The sequence below is a fragment of the Mesorhizobium sp. ESP7-2 genome (assembly GCF_020164715.1).
In the GTDB taxonomy this organism is placed as follows: domain Bacteria; phylum Pseudomonadota; class Alphaproteobacteria; order Rhizobiales; family Rhizobiaceae; genus Mesorhizobium.
Window position 1 is genome coordinate 31,645 of the sequence record NZ_JAIUGQ010000019.1, and the last position, 23,321, is coordinate 54,965.

Genomic DNA, 23,321 nt, shown 5'->3' on the forward strand with positions numbered 1-23,321 from the left:
GTTGATGGATTGGATTGTTTTGAAACGCGGATATTGCGGAACCCGATATTGGATAGGCGGAGAGACGACATGCACGAGATCCTGCAGCCGGAAGGCTGGGCAAAACCGGTCGGCTACGCCAATGGTGTCGCGGCGCGCGGCAGGCTCGTCTTCGTTGGCGGACAGGTCGGCTGGAACAGGCAATGCCAGTTCGAGACCGACGATTTCGCCGGCCAGGTGCGGCAGACGCTCCAGAACATCGTCGCGGTGCTGGCCGAGGCCGGCGCGGAGCCACGACACATCACCGCGATGACCTGGTATTTTACCGACAAGGCCGAATATCTCGGCAACCTCAAAGGGATCGGCGAGGCCTATCGCGAGGTGATCGGCCGACATTTTCCGGCCATGGCCGCCATGCAGGTGGTGGCGCTGGTCGAGGATCGCGCCAAGGTGGAGATCCAGGCGACCGCCGTCGTTCCGGAATAAAGAATTCGTCTCTCCGGAATATTCTATTCGCGAAGTCCGGCCTGCCTCAGCAAGGGCAGCACGTGGTCGCAAAAATAGGGCAATTCCTGCGTATAGTTGACGAAGGACAGGGCGATACCTTGATAGCCGTGCGCGGCAATGGCGGCCATCTCGGCGGCAATCGTCTGCGGCGTTCCAACCAGCGGATAGGTGCCGGCGCCGCCGGCGAAACGCTGGCGGTAGCGGTCATAGGCATGCGGGTCGTGCGACTGCGAGAATTCCTTCTTGCCGGCCATATGCGCATCGACCGCCTCGTGGTCGGCCAGATCGACGGCATATCTGTTATAATAGGCCTGCGCCTCTTCCATGGTCGGACGGCAGACGACATGGGCCACGGTGTAGACGCCGACCTCTCGGCCCACCTTGTCGGCCCGCTCGCCGATGTCGGCGACATGCTTGCCCGCATCAGCGATCTCGGAAAAGGTCGTGAACAGATAGTCGCATCTGGCGGCGGCGAAATCGCGGCCCGGGCCGCCGAAAGCGGCGTTCATGGTCACCGGGCGCGGAACCTGCAGGCTGGCCGGCCGGCTGACCGCCTCCTTGAGGTGATAGTAGGTGCCTTCATAGTCGAGTGGGTCCGCCGACGCGTAGAGTTTTTCCAGGATTTCGATCCATTCGGCCGCCTGATCATAACCCTTCTCGACCAGCGGCGTGCCGAACATGCCGAATTCCTTCGGGTTCCAACCGCAGACGATGTTCAAACCGGCACGGCCCTGGCTGATGTGGTCGACCGTCGCCAGCGCCTTGGCGGCATAGAGCGGATGCACCAGCGGCACGTGCACGGTCATGAACAGGCCGATCCGGTCGGTGGCCACGCCGAGCGCCGCCGCCCAGGTGAAGGTCTCGAACGACCGCTCGCGCACCTTGTTGCGGCCGCCAAAGCCGCGCCAGCGGGCGATCGGCAGCAGGAACTCCAGCCCGGCGCGGTCGGCGATCCGGGCTGCGGTCAGATTGTCCTGCCAGCTCGCCGTCCAGCGCTCCGGCACATCCGATATGGCAAGGCCACCATCGGCGTTGGTCGAGAAGACGCCAAGCTTCAGTTTGTTGGAGCCATGCAACGGATGTGCTTTGTTCATGTCGTGACCTCCCGGCGAAGATCGCACGCTACGGTTCCGCGAAAATATTTCAAGCATGAAATAGCTTCGCCTCGCGCTGGTTTGCCGATATGAATTTGGCGGGATGAAAAAGGGATCGGCATGAGCGAGTTCCGCCAGAAATGCATCGGCAAGACCAGCCTCGTCGGCTCCTTCGCCGCCATTCCTCACCCCGTCGCGGTCGAATTGCTGGCGCTGTCCGGCCTCGATTTCCTCTGCATCGACTGGGAGCATGCCCAGATTTCCCGCGACATGGTCGAGAGCATGGTACGCGCCGCCGATGTGCATCGCGTGCCGGCGATGGTGCGCGTTCCCGGACATGCGCCCGAAGCCATCCAGGCGGCGTTGGACAGCGGCGCGCAAGGCGTGCTGGTGCCACGCGTCTCGACACCGGCGCAGGCGGCGATGGCGGTGAAAGCGTCCCGCTATCCGCCACGGGGCGAGCGCGGCGTCGGACCCGGCCGCGCCGCCGGCTATGGCTATCGCATTCCCGAATATCTGGCCGGCGCCAATGACAGGACCGTCGTGGCGGTTCAGGTCGAGACTTCGGAGGGGTTGGCCAACATCGAGGCGATCGCTGATGTCGACGGCGTCGACGTGATTTTCGTCGGCCCCGGCGATCTCTCCGTGTCGATCGATGCGATCGGACCGAAGGGCGCCGACAAGCTCGCGGATGCGATCCGCAGGATCATCGGCGTGACGATCGCGCACGACAAGACCTCCGGCATATTTTGCGCCAGCCCGCAGACCGTCGGCCAATGGGCAGCCGTCGGCGCCAGCTTTTTCGTGCTGGCCAGCGACACGATGTTTCTCGGCGCGGGCGCCGCGGCCCATTATGCCGTCGCCCAGGCCGAACTGGCGGGGGAAGACACGCGCTAGCGCCCAGCCGAGCGGCAAGCCGAGCAACTTTTTTAAGCTTAAAACTTTTGCCTTGAAAAGCGCCGCGCTTTGGATAAGCATTCAAGATCGATGGCGGCCGTCGGGCTGGCGGGTTTCCGGGCATTTCATCGTTCTGCTCCGGGTAGGAGAGGTTTCAGTCCTTGTCGTTTGTGCTGCCCCAATCATCGTCCAGCGCGCGCTACGCCTGTGATGCGTGCGCCCAGGAATCCGCATACCGAGACCATCGCCAACCTTGCCGCGCGCATGAATGCCTACGCGACGGTGACCAGATTGCAGCCACGCTCGAGCCCATGGTCGCCATCATGAATTGACGCCCCGCTGGGAGGCGGGACGGCAACAAACCGTGCGGGGCAGCCCGCCCGATCAACAACCAGAGGGAACACCCCAGAGGGACCACCAATGAACCTGACCCGTCGCAATCTCATCCTTTTCGCAGCGGCAATCGGTATCGGCGCCGGGCCGGCAACCGCCTATGCCGCCGATGTGCTCAATGTCGGCGCCTACCCGACCAACCCGCCCTTCGAATACAAGAACGAGAGCGGTACCTTCGAGGGTTTTGAGGTCGACATCGTCAACGAGGCGGCCAAGCGCGCCGGCATGACCACCGACATCGCCGATCTCGGCTTCCAGGCACTGTTCGCCGCGACCACTTCCAAGCGCATCGACGTCGCCATCTCCTCGATCACGATCACGCCGGAGCGGCTGAAGTCGCAGTCGTTCACCCAGCCCTATTATGATTCCGACATGGGCATCGCCACCAAGACCGACAGCGCGGTCAATGCCGAGGCCGACCTCAAGGGCAAGATCGTCGGCGTGCTCTCGGGCTCGACCGGCGAGACCTGGGTCAAGGCGCACCAGGACGCCGACGGCTTCAGCGACGTGAAGGGCTATGACACGCAGCAGAACCTGCTACTCGACCTCAGCGCAGGCCGTGTCGACGCCGCCGTCAGCGACATTCCCGGCATGGAATATTCCTTCACCAAGATGAAGGACCTGAAGGTCAAGCAGCGCATCAAGACCGGCGAGCAGTACGGCCTGATGATGACCAAGGATCATCCGCTGCTCGGCAAGCTCAACGACGCGCTGAGCGCGATGAAGAAGGACGGTACGCTGGCCGCCATCCACAAGAAGTGGTTCGGCAGCGACGCCCCGGCCGATTCCTCGACCGTCAAGGAAATGCCGCTGCCCAAGGCCTGAGCGGCGATCGACAGAACGGAAGGCGTGCCGGCTCCGAAGGGTCGGCCGTTTTCACGCATAACCTTCCCGGGACCAGTATCCGTTCGGCAAGGCCGATCTTGATCCCGGGTCGGGCTCTCCGGCGTCAGATGACGCAACACCGTTCGGGAATGCTCCGATGTCGCTGATCGACACCTTCTTCAACGCCGACGTCATCGCGTCGAGCCTGCCGGCGCTGCTGCGCGGCTTCCTGAACACGCTGCTGCTCGGCCTGCTCAGCATCGGCATCGGCATTCCCATCGGCCTGGTGATCAGCCTGTTGCGGCTCTATGCGCCGAAGCCGCTACGCTGGCTTGCGGTCGGCTACACCGACATCTTCCGCGCCTTGCCGGTCCTCGTCGTGCTGATCCTGATCTACTATGCGCTGCCCTTCCTCGGCATTCGCCTGTCGTCCTGGGCTTCGGCGGTGACCGCGTTCGCCATCATCATGTCGGCCTATTCGGCCGAAGTGTTCCGCTCCGGCATAGAGAGCATTCCGCGCGGCCAGTTCGAGGCCTCGCAGGCGCTCGGCCTGCCGTTCCTTTTGACCTTGCGCAAGGTGGTGCTGCCGCAGGCGGTGCGCGTCGTCATCCCGCCGATGACCAGCAACTGCGTCTCGATGTTCAAGGATACATCGCTGGCCTCGACCGTGGCCCTGCCGGAACTGTTGAAGGAAGCGACCAACGCGCAATCGCTCTACGCCAACCCCTCGCCGCTGATCGGCGCGGCACTCGTCTATCTCATCTTCCTTTGGCCGATGGTTCGTCTCGTCAGCCTGCTTGAAGCCCGCTTCAAGGACGAGAAAGCCCGCTAGAGCGGTTCAGTGTTCGTTGGAACCGCCGAACCGCTCTAACTCTTTGTTTTCACGCAATTCCGGACGGAAGACCGCTACGCACTTTTCCTGGAATTACTCTAGCCACTCACCACAAGCACTTCGCAGGAGATATTCTTGAGCAATCCCCAGGCCACCGGCGGCTTTCCCGTCGACACCATCCGCGCCATGTTCCCTGCCCTGCAGCGGGCCGGCGATTTCATCTTCATGGACAATGCCGCCGGCGCGCAGATCCCGCAGAGCGTGCTCGACGCGGTGACCAACCACCTGGTTTCGCACAATGTGCAGCGCGGCGGCCGCTATGGCCGCAGCGTCACCGTCGACCAGTCGGTCGCCGATGCTCGGACAAGCGTCGCCTTGCTGATCAATGCCTACAGCCCGGCGGAAATCTGCTTCGGCATGAACGCCACCTCCTTCATCCGCCTCGTCAGCCTCGGCATCGGCCAGATGCTTGCAGAGCGCGATGAAATCGTCATCACCGACATGGACCATGATGCCAACATCGCCACGTGGCTGGCGCTGGAATCCGCCGGTGCCAAATTCAAGTGGTGGCGCATGCGCGAGGACGGCAATCTGCATGTCGACGATTTGCGTCCACTGGTCTCCGACCGCACCCGCTTGGTGGCCTGCACGGTGACGGCACACTCGATCGGTTCGATCGTCGATGTCGCTTCGGTGGCCAAGATCGCGCGTGCCGCCGGCGCCGAAGTGTTCCTCGACTGCGTGCATTACGGGCCGCATGGGCTGATCGACGTGCAGGCCTGGGACTGCGACTATCTCGTCTGTTCCGGCTACAAGAACTTCTCGCCGCATATGGGTTTCCTGTGGGGCCGCTTCGAGACGCTGAAGCGGCTGCCGACCTTCCGCGAGGACTTCATCCCGGACGAGCCGCCATACAAGGTCGAGGCCGGCACCTTCATCTATGAGAACGTGTCGGGCATGGATGCCGCCGTGCAGTATCTGGAATTGATCGGCCGCAATCTCGCACCCTCCAACAACCGCTCGCGGCGCGAAAACATCGTCGCCGGCATGGGCGCGATCCGCGACTATGAACTGGTGCTGGCGCGCGAGATGATGAGCGTACTGAAGAACTGCGGCGCGACCATCTACGGCGTCGCCGACGAAGCCCGCATCAACGAGCGCGTGCCGACCTTCTGCTTCAACATCGGCAAGCTGTCGCCACAGCGGATCGTCGAGGAAATGGCCGAGATGCAGATCGGCATCCGCGACGGCCACATGTACGCGCCCCGCCTGATGAAACGCCTCAACCTGTCGATGGACAGCGGCGCCATCCGCGCCTCGCTGGTGCATTACAACACAGTCGAGGAGATCCACAAGTTCGGCGCGGCGCTGCGGGCAATCATTGCGAAGCTGTCGTAACCGGATGGGCCGTGCCTGACCTCCGGTCAGGCCGCCTTCTTCTTCGCCAACCTCGCTTTAATGCTGGCAACGTCGGCTCGCGGCGTCGCGGCAAACAGCGTCCTGGTGTAGCTGTGCTTGGGGTCGGCAAAGACCTCGTCGCGCGAGCCGTATTCGACGGCCTCGCCGAAATACATCACCATCACGTCGTCGGCGATGTAGCGCACCACGGAGAGGTCGTGGCTGATGAAGACATAGGTCAGCTGGAATTCGTCCTGCAGGTCGGCGAGCAGGTTGAGCACCTGCGCCTGCACCGACAGGTCGAGCGCAGAGACCGGCTCGTCCAGCACCAGCAGGCTGGGGTTGAGCATCAGCGCGCGGGCAATGGCGATGCGCTGACGCTGGCCGCCCGAGAACATGTGTGGATAGCGGTTGTAGTGCTCGTGGCCGAGGCCGACCTTCTTCAGCATCTTCATGGCGAGGTCGCGCCGTTCGGCGGCCGGCTTGTCGGTGTTGATGAGCAGCGGCTCGCCGAGCACGTCGCCGATCTTCTGGCGCGGGTTCAGCGAGCCATAAGGGTTCTGGAAGACGATCTGCACCTTGCGGCGCATCTCCTTCGTCAGTCCGCCCTTGGCGATGTCGACCTTGTTGCCGTCGATGAACAATTCGCCCGACGTCGCGGGATCGATCAAGGTGATGATGCGGGCGAGCGTGGACTTGCCGCAGCCGCTTTCGCCGACAATGGCCAGCGTCTTGCCCTTGTCCACCGTGAAGGAGACGCCCTTGACCGCGTGCACGGTGCGCGGTCCGGTGAACAGGCCGCCGCCGATATGGTAGTCGCGAACGATGTTCTTGCCTTCGAGGACCGTCGTGCTCATGCGGAGGCTCCCGCTACCGAGGGGGCCGGCTCGAACAGCATGTCGGACACGGTCGGCAGCCGGTCGCCGACGGCGTTTTCCGGCAGCGCCGACAGCAGTGCGCGCGTGTAGTTGCTCTTCGGCGATTCAAACAGCGACAGCACGTCGGCCTCTTCCATCTTGCGGCCCTTGTACTGGACGATGACGCGATCGGCGGTCTCGGCCACCACGCCCATATTGTGGGTGATCATGATCAGGCCCATGCCGTATTTGGCCTGCAGCGAAACGAGCAGATCGAGGATCTGCTTCTGGATGGTGACATCGAGCGCTGTCGTCGGCTCGTCGGCGATCAAAAGCTTCGGATTGCAGGCAATGGCGATCGCGATCATGACGCGCTGGCACTGACCGCCGGACATCTGATGCGGAAACGAACTCAGCCGTTCTTCCGGATCGGCAATACCGACCAGCTTCATCAGTTCGATGGCGCGGGCGCGGCGCTGTGCTCGGTCCATGCCCATGTGGAACCGCAGCACTTCCTCGATCTGGAAGCCGACCGTGAAACACGGGTTGAGGCTGGCGATCGGCTCCTGGAAGATCATCGAGATGTCCTTGCCGACGATCTTGCGGCGCTCGGACGGGCTGAGCTTCGACAGGTCGACGCCGTCGAAGGCCATGCGGTCGGCCTTGACCGTCGCGGTGTTGGGCAACAGCCCCATGACCGCCAGCATCGACACCGACTTGCCGGAGCCGGACTCGCCGACTATCGCCAGCACCTCGCGCGGCTCGATCGAAAGGTCGATGCCTTGCACGGCCATGAACGGTCCGGCGGCGGTGTCGAAGGAAACGGTGAGGTTCTTGATCTCGAGCAGAGACATGCTCACGACCTTTTCAGCTTGGGGTCGAGGGCGTCGCGCAGGCCGTCGCCGATCAGGTTGATGGCAAAGACGGTGATCAGGATGGCGAGGCCCGGGAAAGTCACCACCCACCAGGCGCGCAGGATGAACTCGCGCGCTTCGGCAAGCATGGTGCCCCATTCGGGCGTCGGCGGCTGCGCGCCCATGCCGAGGAAGCCGAGGGCGGCGGCCTCGAGAATGGCGTTGGAGAAGGACAGCGTCGCCTGCACGATCAGCGGTGCGATGCAGTTGGGCAGGATGGTGACCAGCATCAGCCTGAGATGGCTGGCGCCGGCGACCTTGGCCGAGACCACATATTCGCGGGTCTTCTCCGCCATCACCGCGGCGCGGGTGAGCCGGGCAAAGTGCGGCTGCAGCACGAAGGCGATGGCGATCATGGCATTGACGAGGCCGGGGCCGAGCACCGCGACCAGCACCAGCGCGAGCAGCAGCGACGGGAAGGCCAGGATGATGTCCATGATGCGCATGATCAGCGTGTCGACCCAGCCGCGGCAGTAGCCGGCAAGCAAGCCGAGGATGACGCCGGAGATCAGTGCCGTGGTGACGACGACGAAACCGATGGCGAGCGAGAAGCGCGAACCGTAGATAAGGCGCGAAAGCATATCGCGGCCGACGGCATCGGTGCCGAGCAGGAACTGCGCGTTGCCGCCCGCCTGCCAGGCCGGCGGCGTCAGGAAGAAGTCGCGGAACTGATCGTCCGGCGAATGCGGGGCGAGCAGCGGCGCGAAGATGGCGACAAGGATCAGCAGGGCGAAGACGACGAGGCCTATCACCGCGCCCTTGTTGATGGAGAAATAGTGCCAGAATTCGGCGAACATCTGCAGCCGCGCGTCCCGCGGCTCGACGACGGTCGCGGCTTCGATGGTGGCTGGGCCTTCATTGGTCATGTCAATTCGCCCGGATACGCGGGTTGATGACGGCGTAGAGCACGTCGACGATAAGGTTCACCGACATGACGATCAGCGCGATCAGAAGCAACCCGCCCTGCACGGTGAAATAGTCGCGCTTGGAAATAGCGTCGATCATCCACTTGCCGATGCCGGGCCACGAAAAGATGCTCTCGGTCAGGATGGCGCCGGTGAGCAGCGTGCCGACCTGCAGGCCGATGGTGGTGACGACCGGGATCAGCGCATTGCGGAAGGCATGCAGGCCGATGACACGGCGCGGCGCCAGGCCCTTGGCGCGCGCGGTGCGAACATAGTCCTCGCCCAGCACTTCGAGCATGGCCGAGCGCGTCTGCCTAGCGATGACCGCCAGCGGAATGGTGCCGAGCACGATGGTGGGCAGGATGAGGTGCGACACCGCCGAGCGGAAGGCGCCCTTCTGGCCCGAGATGAGGGAATCGATGGTCATGAAGCCGGTCACCGGCTTGAAGAAGTAGAGAAGGTCTATGCGGCCCGAGACCGGCGTCCAGTGCAGCATGCCGGAGAAGACGATGATCAGCAGCAGCCCCCACCAGAAGATGGGCATGGAATAGCCGGCGAGCGCGGTGCCCATGGTCAGCTGATCGAACCAGGAGCCACGGCGGATCGCGGCGAAGATGCCGAAGGCGACACCGAAGATGACGGCGAAGATCATGGCGAAGATGGCGAGTTCGACCGTCGCCGGGAACCGCACCAGGAAATCCTTGAGCACCGGCGTCTTGGTGGAAAACGAGGTGCCGAAATCGCCGCTGAGGATGTTGGTCAGATAGGTCAGATACTGTTGCCAGATCGGCAGGTCGAAACCGAACTGATGCATCAGCGCCGTGTGGCGTTCGGGCGACAGGCCACGTTCGCCCGCAAGCACCAGCACCGGATCACCGGGCAGGATGCGCACGAAGCCGAAAGCGAGGATGGTTATCCCGATGAAGGTCGGGATGATGAGGGCGAGCTTGCCGAGGATGTAACGCAGCATGGCGGGCGAGGTGGGGCGGCGCGCTGTGGCGCCGCCCCGTTTCGCGAACCTTATTCGGCGATATCGACGCCGTCAAAGCGATGGATGCCGAGCGGATCCATCGCAAAGCCGGAGACTGTCTTCTGCATCGGCATGAACACCTTGGAATGGGCCAGCGTCGCCCACGGTGCCTGCTCCTTGAAGATGACCTGTGCCTGTTCGTAGAGCTTGGTGCGCTCGGCCTGATCGGAAACCGTCTTGGCCTTGTTGATGAGCGCATCGAAGTCCTTGTTGCACCATTCCGCGCGGTTGTTCGAACCGACGGAAGCGCAGCTCAGGAGCACGCCGAGGAAGTTGTCCGGATCGCCGTTGTCGCCGGTCCAGCCGACGATGACGGCGCCGTCGTGATCGACCGCCGAAGCGCGCTTGAGGTATTCACCCCAATCGTAGCTGACGATGTTGACGGTGACGCCGACCTTGGCGAAGTCGGCCTGGATCAGCTCGGCGGTGCGGCGCGCGTTCGGCATGTACGGACGCGACACCGGCATGGCCCAGACGTTCATCTTGAGGTCCTTGACGCCAGCCTCTTCAAGCATCTTCTTGGCCGCGTCCGGATCGTACGGATCGTCCTTCACGTTCTTGTTGTAGGACCACATGGTCGGCGGGATCGGGTTGATCGCCACCTGGCCGGCGCCCTGGAACACGGCGTCGATGATGGCCTTCTTGTTGATGGCCATGTTGAGCGCCTTGCGGACGCGCACGTCGTCGAACGGCTTCTGCTGGGTGTTGTACATCAGCGCGCCGACGTTGAGGCCTTCCTGCTCCGCGACCGTCAGGTTCGGATCAGCCTGCAGGCCTTTAATATCGGCTGGCGCCGGGTAGGACATGATGTTGCATTCGCCGGCCTTCAGCTTCTGCGCGCGCACCGCCGGATCGGTGGTGATGGCGAAGACCAGATCGTCGATCTTCTGCTTGCCGCCCCAATAGTCCGGGTTGGCCTTGTAGCGGATTGCGGCGTCGGTCTGGTAGTCGACGAAGATGAAGGGGCCGGTGCCGACCGGCTTCTGATTGAACAGTTCAGGCGTCTTGTCGGCCTGCAGCTTGTCGGCATATTCCTTCGAGACGATCGAGGCGAAATCCATGCCCAGCGTCGGAATGAAGGTGATTGCCGGCTCCTTGAGGGTGAACTTCACCGTCAGGTCGTCGACCTTCTCGACCTTGGTGATGTTGTCGCCGAACTGGTCATTGTAATACTGATAGGCGATGCCCGGTATGTACTGGAACCAGGGGCCGTTCTTGTCGACCTGGCGCTGGAACGAAAACACCACGTCGTCGGCGTTCATGTCGCGCGTCGGGGTGAAATAGTCGGTGGGCGCGAACTTGACGCCCTTGCGCAGCTTGAAGGTATATTCCTTGCCGTCGTCGGAAATCGCCCAGCTCTCAGCCAGGCCGGGCGAGACCGAGGTCTTGCCGTGATCGAATTCGACGAGGCGGTTGAAAACGGTACGCGAGGACGCATCGAACGTCTGTCCCGCGGTGTACGGTGCCGGATCGAAACCTTCCGGCGACGCCTCCGCGCAATAGACCAGAGTTTTCGCGTTGGCCACGCCTCCCAGGACGCTTGCAGCCAGCAACGCGGCTGCAAAAGTCAATTTCTTCTTCATTGAGCACTCCCTGATGTTCTGCCAAGCCCCTCTATCAGGCTCGCGAAGCGCGCATATAAGCACCGTTTTTCCGGCTTTGGAACACCCCGTTTGCTTACCCCTCGGGAAGCAGAAAAAGAATCCGCGATTTCGCTAAACGGCAGAAAAAATTAGCAGTTCTTTCTATTCACGATATTATTAACGACCGCATTTTTTTATTGATCCGGCGGCCGGCGACCAAGGTGCCGCGCGCCGTCTTCATGCGGCCATCGATGCGGAAAGATGCCGGTTCCAAATGCAGCCGGCGGGAACGATTTTCGGCGGCAAGTCTTTCGGCGTCTTGCCGCAAGGGCAAGACTTGCACCGCCGCCGATAGTGGCAATACATAGATGGACAACGAGCGGCGGCGGAGGACGTCTCCATCAATCCGGAGGCGGCGCGGCACGGGCCAACGAGAAACAGGCGACCAGGGTTGTCGAGGAGGAACGGGTGGCAAAAGCATCGAAGGCGCCAGTGAAGGCGTCGGCCAAGGCGGTCTCGAAACCAGCCGCTGGAGCCGATGGGCAAGGCAAGGCTGCGGGCAAAGCCGCGACCGCGAAGGCGGCGACCAAAACCGCCAAGAATACCCCCGCGGCAAAAGCAGCGGCCACCGCCAAGAAGCCGGCGACGAAAGCCGCGCCGGCAAAGGCATCCGCGACCAAGGCCGGAACAGGCAATGCCGGAACCGGCAAGATCGCGATGACGAAGAGCTCGCCACCAGCGAAAACTTCACCGGTCTCGAAACCGGCAACGGCAGCCAGCCAGCGGTTGCCGAAGGCGCTCACCGAACTCACCGCCGGCCTGCCGCAAAAACCATGGCTCAACAGCTATCCCAAGAACATGCCGGCCGAGATCGGCGCCCTTCCCTACAGTTCCATCGGCGACTTCCTCGTCGGCGCCTGCAAGCAGTTCGCCGGCCAGCCGGCTTTCACGTGCATGGGCAAGTCCATCACCTACGCTGAACTCGAGCAACTTTCGGCGGCCTTCGGTGCCTATCTGCAGTCCACCGGATTGCAGAAGGGCGCGCGCGTCGCCCTGATGATGCCGAACGTGCTGCAGTATCCCGTGGCGATGATGGCGGTCGCCCGCGCCGGTTTCACGGTGGTGAACGTCAATCCGCTCTACACGCCGCGCGAACTGGAGCATCAGCTCAAGGATTCCGGGGCGCAGGCCATCGTTATCCTCGAAAATTTCGCCAGCACCTTGCAGGCGGTCGTCGCCAGGACCTCGGTCAAGCATGTCATAGTCGCCGCCATGGGCGACATGCTCGGCGGCCTGAAGGGCTCGATCGTCAATCTGGTCGTGCGCCGCGTCAAGAAAATGGTGCCGGCCTGGTCATTGCCCGGCCATGTCAAGTTCAATGCCGCCCTGAAGGCTGGCCGCGGCATGACTTTCAAGCCGGCCACGGTGGCCGCCAGTGATGTCGCCTTCCTGCAATATACCGGCGGCACCACCGGAATCTCGAAAGGCGCGACCCTCTTGCACAGCAATGTGCTGGCCAATGTCGCGCAGAATTCGCTGTGGCTGCAGGACGCCTACACGGTCAAGCCGAAGCCAGCGCATCTCAACCTCGTCTGCGCACTGCCGCTCTACCATATCTTCGCGCTGACGGTGAATGCGCTTATGGGCATGCAAATGGGCGGTCAGAACATACTGATCCCCAATCCGCGCGACATTCCCGGCTTCGTCAAGGAAATGGGCAAGTATCCGATCCACATCTTTCCGGGCCTCAACACGCTGTTCAACGCGTTGCTCAACAATGAGGACTTCCGCAAGCTCGACTTCAAGCCGCTGCTGCTAACCCTGGGCGGCGGCATGGCGGTACAGAAGGGCGTCGCCGAGCGCTGGAAAGCACTGACCGGTTGCCCCGTCAGCGAAGGCTATGGCCTTTCGGAGACCTCACCGGTGGCGACGGCCAACAAGTTCAGCTCCGGTGAGTTCACCGGCACCATCGGCCTGCCGCTGCCGTCGACCGAAATCGCCATCCGCGACGATGACGGCAACAACGTGCCGCTGGGCGAGGTCGGCGAGATCTGCATCAGGGGACCGCAGGTGATGGCAGGTTACTGGAACCGGCCGGACGAGACCGCCAAGGTGATGACCAGGGACGGCTTCTTCAAGTCGGGCGACATGGGCTTCATGGACGAGCGCGGCTACACCAAGATCGTCGACCGCAAGAAGGACATGATCCTCGTCTCCGGTTTCAACGTCTATCCGAACGAACTCGAGGAGGTCGTGGCGGCACATCCCGGCGTGCTCGAAGTGGCGGCGATCGGCGTGCCGGACGAGCATTCGGGCGAGGTGCCGAAGCTGTTCATCGTCAAGAAGGATCCGGCCCTGACCGCCGAAGCCATCGTCGCCTTTTGCCGCGAGAACCTGACCGGCTACAAGCGGCCCAGATATATCGAGTTCAGGACGGAATTGCCGAAGACGCCGGTCGGCAAGATCCTGCGCCGGGCTTTGCGCGAATAGTGGATCTCGCCGACGACGATGTGCCGGGCCGGCGCCTCCGCCTCGATCCGACGGAATTCATCAAGGCGAATATGCGCCTTGCCCCGGTACCGGCGCTTCCCGAAATCCAGCTTTACACCACTCACCCAGGCAGCGGATTGAGGCGCCTCGTCGACCCCGAAGACGACGGCGATACGGACGATGGCAGGCCGGAACCGCAGCCGCCCTATTGGGCCTATGCCTGGGCGGGCGGCGCCGTGCTGGCGCGCTATATCCTCGACCATCCGAAGATCGTGGCCGACCGCCGCGTGCTCGACCTCGGAGCGGGCTCCGGCATTGTCGGCATCGCCGCCGCGAAGGCCGGCGCGCGCGAGGTGATTGCCGCCGAGATCGATCGCAACGGCGTTGCCGCGATCGGCCTCAATGCGGCGGCGAATGGCGTCGAGATCGCCCTTGTTGACAAGGATGTCACCACAGGCCCGCCGCCGGCCGTCGACCTCGTTCTCGCGGGCGACGTGTTCTACGGCCGCGAGGTTGCCCTGCGGGTTATCCCGTTCCTCGATCGCTGCCTGGCAGCCGGTATCGAGGTGCTGGTCGGCGACCCCCGCCGCAGCGACCTGCCGCTGCACCGGCTGCGATTGCTCGCCGAACATCAAGTGCCGGATTTCGGTGACGCGAGGGGCACTGCAACCAAGCCGAGCGGGGTGTTTTCCTTCGAGACGGAATGTCGCTGAAACCCCGACTCAAATACAATCGCCCTTGCAGACGATCCTATACAAGCTATAGTCCAATCATGGGGTATCGGCTCGATATAGAAGCCTTGCTAGCCCCGCTAGAGCTTGATCAAAACACCTCCGATCGACCACAATTTGTTTTCGAAGTTTCGTTCGCCCAGTCGAGGTTCCGGCAATCCGGAGCTGATGACCAACCCCGTCTGGGCATGGGCGGTTGAGCACCGTCTCACCGGTTACGGTCTGAACAAGGCGTTCCTCGGCCCACGCTCGGAGCATGTAGGGCCGTGCTGGAGCTTCAGCCGGTACGGGCGCACTGAAACACTGCTGCCAGACGGTCGCCTTGTCAGGATCGGCGGCGAGTATGAAGATCACTACGATGCCGATTTCTATATTTACAATGATGTGATCGTGAGCGACGCCGAGGGGCACACCGAGATTTTTGGCTACTCGGATAAGGTTTTTCCGCCCACCGATTTCCACACGGCAAATCTTGTCGACGACCGCATATTTATGATCGGCAACCTATCTTACCCCTTTATTCGGGCCGACAAGGCGCAAGTGCTCGTGCTGGACACAACAAGTTATGGCATCGGTCACTTCGAAACGACAGGCGAGGCTCCGCCATGGATATACAAGCACTCTTCAGAACTTGTGAAAAATGGTGGTGCGATCCTGGTTCGCGGCGGTCTCCTCATCGGGCCAGCGTGGCCTGTCGTGGTCGAGAACATCGACGACTGGCGCCTGGACATCACCGCGGGCCGCTGGGAACGCCTCACCAAGCGGCCATGGCCTCGATTTTCATTCGTTCGAGATGACGGCTTGCCTAACCATCTAACTTGGCTTCGCCGCGCTCTGTCGGATCAAAAATGGGGGAAAAGCGAAAACAGAAGCAGCTTTCTAGCCGAGCGCCTTCGCGAACTTGGCCCCAACCCTCGGATAGACCTGATCGAAACGTTGTACACGCCCGAGCTTCCACACTCGAATATCCCTGAAATGGCGGACGAGCATGGCGTCCACCGTCTGTGTGTCGAAGGCGTCACCGTGCGCTATGTCGAGGACTGGCACGATATCCAGTTGACGGTCGAAGGTGTTCTTCCAGACCAGACCGTCGAAATGATCCGCCTGGATCTATTGACCAAACTGGCCGCCATCGAGAATGCGAATATCGACTGCGTCCGCCTGACAGTCGACTAGTGCCTGGAAGAACTCCCTGTACTCGTTCGACTATTGGCGACAAAGCCCAGATTGATTGCGCTTGCCCCGCCTTCCTGATCAGACCGTCTCTTTGACCCGTGCCGATAGCAAATCCGGCAGATCGGCAACCGAATCCAGGACGACGTCGGCGATCTCGGCCAGCGACTCACGTGTGCCGGTGCCGGAGAGCACGCCGACCGCGAGGCCGCAGCCGCCGGCACGCGCCATTTCGAGATCGTGCCTGTTGTCACCGACCATGGCGATCTCCGCCGGCTTCAGCCCGGTAAGATCGCAGAACGCCTGGATGGTGTCGGGGGCCGGCTTGGGGTTCGCCACGGCGTCGTAACCATAGGCCGCGTCGAACAGCTGGGCGACGCCCAGCGTGACCAAGGTCTTCTCCGCGCCGCTGGTCGAATCGTTGGTGGCGACGCCAAGCCGGTAGGATCGCTTGTGCAGCAGAGCCAGCGTGTCGACGATATCAGGCAGCGCCACCGCCATCGCCGAGCCCTGCACCGAAGTGATCTCGTTGAAGCGGGCGACGGCCAGCATCTGGTCCTCGTTGGACAGGCGCGGAAACCACAGTTCGACGACGTCGAGATTGGTGCCGGAGGCAAAGATGGAATCGGGTTTGAAGCGCCGGTTGGCGAAATCGAAGCCGGCGGCCGCCAGCAGCCGGTCGGCCTTCCAGCGATCGCCCTCGGCTGCATCCATGGCCATGAAATCGGCGACGCCGAGCCATGTCGCGTTGAAGTCGACAAGTGTCCCGTCCTTGTCGAACAATATGCCCTTGATGTCTGCCAAACTTTTCACTCCGAACCACGCAATTGGTGGATGTATCCCACAAGGCCAGCGGTCGACGCGTCGCGCTTGGCGGCACTTTCCTTGCCTTCCACGACAGGCAGGAGGCCGGTCGCCAGTTCCTTGCCGAGCTCGACGCCCCACTGGTCGAAGGAGTTGATGTTGAACAGCGTGCCTTCGACGAAGACGCGGTGTTCGTAGAGCGCGATCAGCCGGCCGAAGGTGCGCGGATCGAGCTTGCGGTAGAGGATGGTCACCGAGGGCCGATTGCCGGAGAAGACACGATGCGGCGCGATTCGGTCGACATCGGCCGGCTTCATGCCCTTGGCCAGCATCTGCGCGCGCGCCTCCTCCAGAGTGCGGCCCTTCATCAAGGCTTCCGACTGCGCCAGGCAGTTGGCGAGCAGCAGGTCATGCTGGTGCTTGAGATCGGGCTCGTGGCCGACGGCGGCGGCGAGGAACTCGACCGGGATCAGATCGGTGCCCTGGTGCAGCAGCTGGAAGAAGGCGTGCTGGCCGTTGGTGCCGGGCTCGCCCCAGACCAGAGGCCCGGTCGGCGTCGTCACCGGCGTGCCGTCAAGAGTGACGCTCTTGCCGTTCGATTCCATGTCGAGCTGCTGCAGATAGGCCGGCAGCCGGGACAGGCGCTGGTCGTAGGGGATGACCGCGCGGGCCGGATAGCCGCAGATCACCCGGTGCCACCAGCCGACAAGCCCCAGGAGCGCCGGCAGGTTCTTCTGGAGCGGCGCGGTGCGGAAGTGTTCGTCCATCTCGTGCGCGCCATCGAGAAAGGCACGGAAATTACGCGGGCCGACGGCGATCATGACAGGCAGGCCGATCGCGCCCCACAGCGAATAGCGGCCACCGACCCAGTCCCAGAAGCCGAAGACGCGATCCTGCTCGATGCCGAACTTGGCCACCAGGTCGAGCGCGGTCGAGACAGCGGCGAAATGCTTGCCCACGGCCTCCTTGCCGAGCGTCTTTTGCACCCAGTCGCGCGCCGTCTGCGCGTTGGTCATCGTCTCGACCGTGGTGAAGGTCTTGGAGGCGATGATGAACAGCGTGGTTTCGGCGGACAGCCCCTTCAGCGTGTCGTGGATATGGGCGCCGTCGATGTTGGAGACGTAGTGCGCGCGCGGGCCGTCATGATAGGGGGCGAGCGCCAGCGTCGCCATGGCCGGACCAAGGTCCGAACCGCCGATGCCGATGTTGACGATGTCGGTGATCTTCTTGCCGGTGGCGCCTGTCGCCTTGCCGGAGCGGATGGCATCGGCGAAGGCGCCCATGGCGTCGAGCACGGAAATGACATCCGCCTTGACGTCCTGGCCGTCGACCGTGACACCTTTGCCGCTCAGGTTGCGCAGTGCCGTGTGCAGCACGGCGCGGTCTTCGGTGACGTTGATCTTCTTGCCGGCGAACATGGCGGCGCGGCGACCTTCGAGATCGGCGGCGGCGGCCAGTTTTTCCAGCAGATCCATGATGGTCGCGTCGACGGCGCATTTCGACCAGTCGAGCAACATCTCGTTGTCCGTGGCCGAGAATGTCGCGAACCGCCGCGGATCGGCGGCAAAGGCCTGGCGCATGCTAGCGGGCGCCGCGGCGCGATGATCGCGCAGGGCGGCAAGCTGTTTCTGAAAGGCTGACTGATCCACTGGCGGGGACTCCTGTCGTTTTGGACGCACCATATCAGACCGGATGTTTCCGGCGCGTGTCGTCGCGCCGAAACTATTGAGCCGAATTCCATCCGGTCAATACGCGGCGATGACGCAGCGCATCACGATGCGATGACACACTGTATCGAGCAGGGAGGTGGGTATCGAGCAGCGAGGCGGCAGCGCGTTGGTTCGAGCTTGAAGGATCACTGGCATAAATCCCAAAGATCAGAAAAATTGATTGGCGCAACCCCTTGTGCCACGGGTACGTTCGGCTGGTCCAGCCAAGCGAAAAAAGCTGGCCATCGAGGAACATCTTCCATGCCACAGAGAAACGACACGGCGATATGGTCCGGCCTGTTCCGGATTTCGGCTGAGTCCGGCCAGACCCTGCAGGCGCAGATCCGCCAAGCCATCGTGGCCGCCATTCTCGACCGCCAGATCGCCGCTTCGATGCCGCTTCCTTCCTGCCGCATCCTGGCCGAAAAACTCGGCGTGGCGCGCGGGACCGTGGTGCTGGCCTTCCAGCAGCTCGTCGACCAGGGTTTCCTGGTGGCGCGCGAGCGGCGCGGCCATTTCGTCAATCCGGACGTGCTGGCGACACCGGCCAAGCCGCACCAGAAGGCGCCCGACCAGGCCAACGAGATCGACTGGAAGGCGCGCCGGCAGATCGCGGCAAGCGACATGCCGCCGCCGGCCAAGCACGAGAATTGGATCAAGTCGTCCTACCCCTTCGTCTACGGCCAGTTCGACCCGGCACTGTTCCCGACCGCCGAGTGGCGCGAGTGCAACCGCATGGCGCTGGCCGTGCTGGAGATCCGCAACTGGGCGTCCGACATGGTCGACCGCGACGACCCGCTGCTGATCGAGCAGATCCAGGCACGGCTGCTGCCCAGGCGCGGCATCTTCGCCAATCCGGATGAAATCATCGTCACGCTGGGCGCACAGAACGCGCTCTATATGCTCGCTTCGCTGCTGATGACCAAGGGCTCCAAGGTGGCGATGGAAGACCCGGGCTACCCCGACGCGCGCTCGATCTTCCGCCTTGCGGGCGCCGACATCGAGCCGGTGCCGGTCGACCAGTCCGGCATCGTAACCTCTTCTATTCCCAATGATTCCGGCTTCGTCTTCGTCACGCCCAGCCATCATTGCCCGACCATGGTGCCGCTGTCGGCGGAACGGCGGCAGGACCTTCTGGCGCGCGCCAACCGGCACAACCAGATCATCATCGAGGACGGCTATGACAGCCAGCTGCTCGACGAGGCACCGCAGCAGGCGCTGAAGAGCCTCGACCGCTCCGGCCGTGTCGTCTATGTCGGCTCGATGTCGAAGACACTGGCCCCCGGCCTGCGGCTTGGCTACATCGTGGCCTCGGCTGGACTAATCGCTGAACTGAGGGCGCTGCGCCGCTTCATGCTGCGCCATCCGCCGGCAAACAACCAGCGCGCCGTGGCGCTGTTCCTGTCGCTCGGCCATCACGAAGCGCTGGTGCGGCGGCTGTCGAGCGCCTTCGACGAGCGGCGCAAGCGTCTGGTCCATGCGATTTCCGCCTTCCTGCCGGAATGGCGCTCGACCGATTCGGCCGGCGGCACGTCGCTGTGGCTGGAAGGACCGCGGGGTACCGATTCCCGCGGTTTGGCCGAAGCCGCCGCCTCGCGCAGCGTCATCATCGAACCTGGCGACCGCTTCTTCGACCGCACCGAAAAGCCTTCGCGTTTCATGCGGTTGGGTATTTCCTCGATCGCGCTGCAGCACATCGAGCCCGGCATCCGCGAATTGGCCACGGCCGCTGGCCGCAGGCCCGCTGCCGCCTGATTCCACTGACCGGAGCCGCCCAATGGCGGCTTCGGCTCCTTTAGCGCTGGCATATGCAACCGGACCGGCTGGCTCATAGGCTGTGCCAATGCCGGCAGCATAGTCGTGGCACAAAGGGGAAGAAGCAGCCGATGGTGGGCCAACCGCCGCGCTGTTTCTCAGCAAAGGTGGAGTGCTTCGATGTCTGTGGTTCTTGAAAAGCAGGAAGCGGCGGCGGATCAACGCTCGCGCCGCTCCGGCGGACGCGAAGCGCGTCGCGCCATGCGGGCAGCGCCGCTCGCCGACGACATCAGGCCGGTGCGTGCCGGCCTCGAGGGCGGTAGCTACGGGCCACTCAAGGTCAATGATCGCGAGCGCATCCACGAAGCGGTGCTGACGCTTCTCGAGACAGTCGGCTTCGCCAACGCCATCCCTTCCTGCATCGAGGCGCTGACCCAGGCCGGCGCCAGCTATGGCGACGATGGCCGCATCCGGTTCCCGCGCGTGCTGGTGCTCGAGACGATCAAGAAGGCGGCACGGAACTTCACCTTGCACGGCCAGGATCCCAGACACGACATGGTGATCCAGGGCAAGCGCGTGCACTACGGAACGGCAGGCGCCGCGGTTCATCTGGTGGATGTCGAGAAGCGCGAATACCGCGAGTCGCTGCTGCAGGACATCTATGACGCCGCCCGCATCGTCGAAGGGCTCGACAACATCCATTTCTTCCAGCGGCCGATGGTGCCGCGCGATATTCCCGATCCGCTCGAAATGGACTTCAACACGCTCTACGCCTGCGTGATGGGCACGTCCAAGCATGTCGGCACCTCATTTACGGTCCGCGAGAACGTGCAGCCGGCGCTCGAAATGCTCTATGCCATCGCCGGCGGCGAGGAGAATTTCCGCGCCCGGCCATTTGTGTCGAATTCGAACTGCTTCGTCGTGCCGCCGATGAAGTTCGCCGAGGACGCCTGCGGCGTGCTCGAGGCCTGCGTCGAGGGCGGCATTCCAATCCTGCTGCTGTCGGCGGGCCAGGCCGGAGCCACGGCACCGGCGGCGATTGCCGGCGCCGTGGTGCAGGCGGTGGCCGAAGTGCTGGCCGGCCTGGTCTATGTCAACGCCATCAAACCAGGGCATCCGGCGATCTTCGGCACCTGGCCGTTCATATCGGATCTCAGGACAGGCGCCATGTCGGGCGGCTCTGCCGAACAGGCTGTCTTGACCGCGGCTTGCGCGCAGATGGCGCAGTTCTACGACCTGCCGGGGGGCTCGGCCGCCGGCATGACGGACTCGAAACTGCCTGACATCCAGTCGGGCTATGAGAAGGGCATCACCGATGTGATGGCCGGCCTTGCCGGGCTCAACCTCGTCTATGAATCGGCCGGCATGCATGCCTCGCTGCTCGGCTTCTGCCTGGAAAGCCTGATCATCGACAACGACATGCTCGGACACTGCCTGCGCTGCGTGCGCGGCATCGAGGTGACCGACGAAGCGCTGTCGATCGACACCATCGCCGATGTCTGCCTGAAGGGGCCAGGTCATTATCTCGGCAACGAACAGACCTTGCGGCTAATGCAGACGGAATATTTCTATCCCGCCGTCGGCGACCGGTTTTCGCCGAAGGAGTGGAACGAGAAGGGTCGGCCGGACATCCTGCAGCGCGCGATCATCGAGAAGAAGCGCGTCCTTGCCGAACGCTTTCCGCGCCATGTGCCGAAGCTGCTCGACGACAAATTACGCGCCCGCTTCGGCGACATGATCAAGCTGCCGCGCGGCGGCATGGGCGGGTAGAACTGCTTCTCGCCAAGAGATTTAGTCGGCGCCCCTAATTCGAAGAGATACGTCTCTACAATCGCCAAGACCTAACTTGATTTAATGTCGAGACAACAATAGATAAATAATTATTTAAAATCTTGAGATTGTTATCGGATGTATCGCAATATTCGAAAGGTTCTTTGAAATTCAATCCAACTACTGCATATATGATTTTTCCAAATGCTTCCCAATCGCTTACACCACAGAGCAGATCTCCATCTTTCGAGAAAATTCCGACATTAAATCGCATTCTCCATTTGTATTTCGTTCTAACGTCAAAAGTTACCCTTATGCTTATTTGCTCAAGAAACCCATTGCCTCGCCATGTCAGATATCCATCCCCTTTCGTATAGGAAACGTCTTTTAATCCTGACGATACAAAGCAATCTTTTACTACCGATCCGACAATCTTAACCTCGGCACCATTCGGTATTTTACGTTCAAGAGAATTTTCGTCATGGTGAAAGAGATAACCCGTCCGCTCTTTCCACATACCTACGTCTGTAACAATGTTATTGAGCGAGTTCTCCTCAGCAGGGCTCATGCCCGCGGAGAGAGGCATCGCTTGCTGGAGTCGTCGCGACATGAACACGGCTTCTGTCTGAGAACGATCTAATCCGATTTCCCTCATTGCAGGCTCAAGGAAAATATCTTGCATACCGGTATAGCTAAGTTCGGAAAATCCACCTTGGCGACTATCGATGGCATAAAGTAAGACTTCTAGTTTCTGTTTGATTACCTTCCCTAAGTCGAAATCCGACATAATTTCACCCCTTAGAAAGCGAGCGCTGCTAATCCAGCCCAATGCGGCTAAACCACCCATCAGTCCAATCGCATTTCGCGTAGATTGATTCTCTCGATCAGATACATTTGGCTTTGTCGAATTATTTGTCACAGGTGCAGAAGAAGTAGCCTCGTTTGTCCTCTTTGACGTCACTGAAGTGGCTAGGCGATATCTGCTGAGTTGCGTCCGGCCTACCTTTCAACCCCTACGCCCTTTACCCGTCGGTCGGGACTAAATAAATCTCCTCGGACGGTATCATGCTCTATCTCTTTGATTTAGAGAGGGATTCAGATTTCAGGTCGATTAGACCTGAAATCATCCGGCGGCCAACCCGTAGCGCTCGACGACTTCGGCGTTGATCAGCTTGGCGTGCAGCGCCATCAGCACGATCCGCGCATCGAAGCTGTCGCCGGTTTCAAGGGCCGCCTCGATCCGGCGCTCCGCGTCGAGCCGCTGCAGCAAGCCTTGCGCACGCTCGAAGGTATCCGGTCCGGCGATGCAATAGCTGAACAGCTGCGCCACCTGCGGATAGGCCTGCGGCGGTGGCTCCTCGGGCCAGCGGTCCTTCATCAGATTGACTATGGTGAGTTTCACCCCTTCGGGCACAAGGGCGGGGTGCAGGTCGGCGCCGCGCAAGGCGGCATCGAGCTGCCGCAAATCACCCGAGCGGCCGAACATGCCGAGAAAGCCGAGGGAAGAGCGTCGTTGCGCCATGATGGTCCAATCCGTTTCCAACCAGTTAGAGCAATTCCAGGAAAAGTGCGTAGCGGTTTTCCGTCCGGAATTGCGTAAAAACAAGAAGTTAGAGCGGGTCAGAGATTCTATCAAACACTGAACCGCTCTAGGTGGTTGGCTGGCAGAATACAA

20 protein-coding genes are annotated in these 23,321 nt (G+C 62.1%); 10 read left to right on the forward strand and 10 right to left on the reverse strand.

Annotated features, from left to right (window positions below; translation table 11 throughout):
* Nucleotides 1-69: 69 nt before the first annotated feature.
* Nucleotides 70-465 (forward strand): RidA family protein, encoded by a 396-nt coding sequence (locus LB543_RS18800; RefSeq protein WP_224615134.1) that lies wholly within the window; start codon nucleotides 70-72, stop codon nucleotides 463-465.
* A 23-nt stretch (nucleotides 466-488) separates the two neighbouring features.
* Here the strand turns inward: LB543_RS18800 and LB543_RS18805 are convergent, their stop codons facing one another.
* Nucleotides 489-1,580 (reverse strand): LLM class flavin-dependent oxidoreductase, encoded by a 1,092-nt coding sequence (locus LB543_RS18805; RefSeq protein WP_224615135.1) that lies wholly within the window; start codon nucleotides 1,578-1,580, stop codon nucleotides 489-491.
* 120 nt (nucleotides 1,581-1,700) lie between these two features.
* Here LB543_RS18805 and LB543_RS18810 point away from each other — a divergent pair, with 120 nt between their 5' ends.
* The 4 genes from LB543_RS18810 (at nucleotide 1,701) to LB543_RS18825 (ending at nucleotide 5,925) form a co-directional block, all read left to right on the forward strand.
* Nucleotides 1,701-2,477 carry an HpcH/HpaI aldolase family protein gene (locus tag LB543_RS18810; protein ID WP_224615136.1) on the forward strand — a complete coding sequence of 259 codons (777 nt, stop codon included), beginning with the start codon at nucleotides 1,701-1,703 and terminating at the stop codon, nucleotides 2,475-2,477.
* 420 nt (nucleotides 2,478-2,897) lie between these two features.
* Nucleotides 2,898-3,695 (forward strand): ABC transporter substrate-binding protein, encoded by a 798-nt coding sequence (locus tag LB543_RS18815; RefSeq protein WP_140757959.1) that lies wholly within the window; start codon nucleotides 2,898-2,900, stop codon nucleotides 3,693-3,695.
* Nucleotides 3,696-3,852: 157 nt separating this feature from the next.
* A complete protein-coding gene (locus LB543_RS18820; RefSeq protein ID WP_127870695.1) occupies nucleotides 3,853-4,527 on the forward strand; it encodes an amino acid ABC transporter permease in 675 nt (224 codons plus the stop codon).
* Nucleotides 4,528-4,662: 135 nt separating this feature from the next.
* Entirely contained in the window at nucleotides 4,663-5,925 is a 1,263-nt protein-coding gene (locus tag LB543_RS18825; RefSeq protein WP_224615137.1) for a cysteine desulfurase-like protein, read from the forward strand.
* 26 nt (nucleotides 5,926-5,951) lie between these two features.
* Here the strand turns inward: LB543_RS18825 and LB543_RS18830 are convergent, their stop codons facing one another.
* The 5 genes from LB543_RS18830 to LB543_RS18850 form a co-directional block, all read right to left on the reverse strand.
* Nucleotides 5,952-6,782 (reverse strand): dipeptide ABC transporter ATP-binding protein, encoded by an 831-nt coding sequence (locus LB543_RS18830; RefSeq protein ID WP_224594320.1) that lies wholly within the window; start codon nucleotides 6,780-6,782, stop codon nucleotides 5,952-5,954.
* A complete protein-coding gene (locus LB543_RS18835) occupies nucleotides 6,779-7,636 on the reverse strand; it encodes an ABC transporter ATP-binding protein (protein WP_224615180.1) in 858 nt (285 codons plus the stop codon). Before LB543_RS18835 ends, LB543_RS18830 begins: the two co-directional genes overlap by 4 nt.
* 2 nt (nucleotides 7,637-7,638) lie before the next feature.
* Nucleotides 7,639-8,493, reverse strand: a complete 855-nt coding sequence (locus LB543_RS18840) for an ABC transporter permease subunit (RefSeq protein WP_224594383.1) — start codon at nucleotides 8,491-8,493, stop codon at nucleotides 7,639-7,641.
* 70 nt (nucleotides 8,494-8,563) lie between these two features.
* A complete protein-coding gene (locus tag LB543_RS18845; protein WP_140757963.1) occupies nucleotides 8,564-9,571 on the reverse strand; it encodes an ABC transporter permease subunit in 1,008 nt (335 codons plus the stop codon).
* Between the two features lie 50 nt (nucleotides 9,572-9,621).
* Nucleotides 9,622-11,214 carry an ABC transporter substrate-binding protein gene (locus tag LB543_RS18850; RefSeq protein WP_140757964.1) on the reverse strand — a complete coding sequence of 531 codons (1,593 nt, stop codon included), beginning with the start codon at nucleotides 11,212-11,214 and terminating at the stop codon, nucleotides 9,622-9,624.
* Nucleotides 11,215-11,682: 468 nt separating this feature from the next.
* On the opposite strand from LB543_RS18850, the gene LB543_RS18855 reads away from it, so the two are divergent.
* From LB543_RS18855 to LB543_RS18865, 3 genes are all read left to right on the forward strand, one after another.
* On the forward strand, nucleotides 11,683-13,704 hold the full coding sequence (locus tag LB543_RS18855; protein WP_224615138.1) for a long-chain fatty acid--CoA ligase: 2,022 nt from the start codon (nucleotides 11,683-11,685) through the stop codon (nucleotides 13,702-13,704).
* 71 nt (nucleotides 13,705-13,775) lie between these two features.
* Entirely contained in the window at nucleotides 13,776-14,417 is a 642-nt protein-coding gene (locus LB543_RS18860; protein WP_224615181.1) for a class I SAM-dependent methyltransferase, read from the forward strand.
* 186 nt (nucleotides 14,418-14,603) lie between these two features.
* Entirely contained in the window at nucleotides 14,604-15,611 is a 1,008-nt protein-coding gene (locus LB543_RS18865; RefSeq protein ID WP_224615139.1) for a hypothetical protein, read from the forward strand.
* Nucleotides 15,612-15,689: 78 nt separating this feature from the next.
* On the opposite strand, the gene LB543_RS18870 is transcribed toward LB543_RS18865, so the two are convergent.
* Both LB543_RS18870 and pgi read right to left on the reverse strand, forming a co-directional pair.
* Nucleotides 15,690-16,412: an HAD family hydrolase gene (locus LB543_RS18870; RefSeq protein ID WP_140757967.1), complete on the reverse strand. Its 723-nt coding sequence runs from the start codon at nucleotides 16,410-16,412 to the stop codon at nucleotides 15,690-15,692.
* A gap of 5 nt (nucleotides 16,413-16,417) precedes the next feature.
* Nucleotides 16,418-18,061 carry a glucose-6-phosphate isomerase gene (gene pgi / locus LB543_RS18875; protein ID WP_224615140.1) on the reverse strand — a complete coding sequence of 548 codons (1,644 nt, stop codon included), beginning with the start codon at nucleotides 18,059-18,061 and terminating at the stop codon, nucleotides 16,418-16,420.
* Nucleotides 18,062-18,382: 321 nt separating this feature from the next.
* Here pgi and LB543_RS18880 point away from each other — a divergent pair, with 321 nt between their 5' ends.
* Nucleotides 18,383-19,876: a PLP-dependent aminotransferase family protein gene (locus LB543_RS18880; protein ID WP_015314107.1), complete on the forward strand. Its 1,494-nt coding sequence runs from the start codon at nucleotides 18,383-18,385 to the stop codon at nucleotides 19,874-19,876.
* A gap of 180 nt (nucleotides 19,877-20,056) precedes the next feature.
* A complete protein-coding gene (locus LB543_RS18885; RefSeq protein WP_224615141.1) occupies nucleotides 20,057-21,646 on the forward strand; it encodes a trimethylamine methyltransferase family protein in 1,590 nt (529 codons plus the stop codon).
* A 55-nt stretch (nucleotides 21,647-21,701) separates the two neighbouring features.
* On the opposite strand, the gene LB543_RS18890 is transcribed toward LB543_RS18885, so the two are convergent.
* The gene (locus LB543_RS18890; RefSeq protein WP_224615142.1) at nucleotides 21,702-22,493 is read right to left on the reverse strand and encodes a hypothetical protein; all 792 of its coding nucleotides are present in this window, start codon (nucleotides 22,491-22,493) and stop codon (nucleotides 21,702-21,704) included.
* A 276-nt stretch (nucleotides 22,494-22,769) separates the two neighbouring features.
* The gene (locus LB543_RS18895) at nucleotides 22,770-23,168 is read right to left on the reverse strand and encodes a hypothetical protein (protein WP_224615182.1); all 399 of its coding nucleotides are present in this window, start codon (nucleotides 23,166-23,168) and stop codon (nucleotides 22,770-22,772) included.
* Nucleotides 23,169-23,321: the final 153 nt, after the last annotated feature.

Bases quoted from the DNA above. Each gene is read 5' to 3' on its own strand.
- LB543_RS18800 (WP_224615134.1), top strand. From the start codon at position 70: ATGCACGAGATCCTGCAGCCGGAAGGCTGGGCAAAACCGGTCGGCTAC.
- LB543_RS18805 (WP_224615135.1), bottom strand. From the start codon at position 1,580: ATGAACAAAGCACATCCGTTGCATGGCTCCAACAAACTGAAGCTTGGC.
- LB543_RS18810 (WP_224615136.1), top strand. From the start codon at position 1,701: ATGAGCGAGTTCCGCCAGAAATGCATCGGCAAGACCAGCCTCGTCGGC.
- LB543_RS18815 (WP_140757959.1), top strand. From the start codon at position 2,898: ATGAACCTGACCCGTCGCAATCTCATCCTTTTCGCAGCGGCAATCGGT.
- LB543_RS18820 (WP_127870695.1), top strand. From the start codon at position 3,853: ATGTCGCTGATCGACACCTTCTTCAACGCCGACGTCATCGCGTCGAGC.
- LB543_RS18830 (WP_224594320.1), bottom strand. From the start codon at position 6,782: ATGAGCACGACGGTCCTCGAAGGCAAGAACATCGTTCGCGACTACCAT.
- LB543_RS18835 (WP_224615180.1), bottom strand. From the start codon at position 7,636: ATGTCTCTGCTCGAGATCAAGAACCTCACCGTTTCCTTCGACACCGCC.
- LB543_RS18840 (WP_224594383.1), bottom strand. From the start codon at position 8,493: ATGTTCGCCGAATTCTGGCACTATTTCTCCATCAACAAGGGCGCGGTG.
- LB543_RS18845 (WP_140757963.1), bottom strand. From the start codon at position 9,571: ATGCTGCGTTACATCCTCGGCAAGCTCGCCCTCATCATCCCGACCTTC.
- LB543_RS18850 (WP_140757964.1), bottom strand. From the start codon at position 11,214: ATGAAGAAGAAATTGACTTTTGCAGCCGCGTTGCTGGCTGCAAGCGTC.
- LB543_RS18860 (WP_224615181.1), top strand. From the start codon at position 13,776: ATGCGCCTTGCCCCGGTACCGGCGCTTCCCGAAATCCAGCTTTACACC.
- LB543_RS18865 (WP_224615139.1), top strand. From the start codon at position 14,604: ATGACCAACCCCGTCTGGGCATGGGCGGTTGAGCACCGTCTCACCGGT.
- LB543_RS18880 (WP_015314107.1), top strand. From the start codon at position 18,383: ATGCCACAGAGAAACGACACGGCGATATGGTCCGGCCTGTTCCGGATT.
- LB543_RS18885 (WP_224615141.1), top strand. From the start codon at position 20,057: ATGTCTGTGGTTCTTGAAAAGCAGGAAGCGGCGGCGGATCAACGCTCG.
- LB543_RS18890 (WP_224615142.1), bottom strand. From the start codon at position 22,493: ATGGGTGGTTTAGCCGCATTGGGCTGGATTAGCAGCGCTCGCTTTCTA.
- LB543_RS18895 (WP_224615182.1), bottom strand. From the start codon at position 23,168: ATGGCGCAACGACGCTCTTCCCTCGGCTTTCTCGGCATGTTCGGCCGC.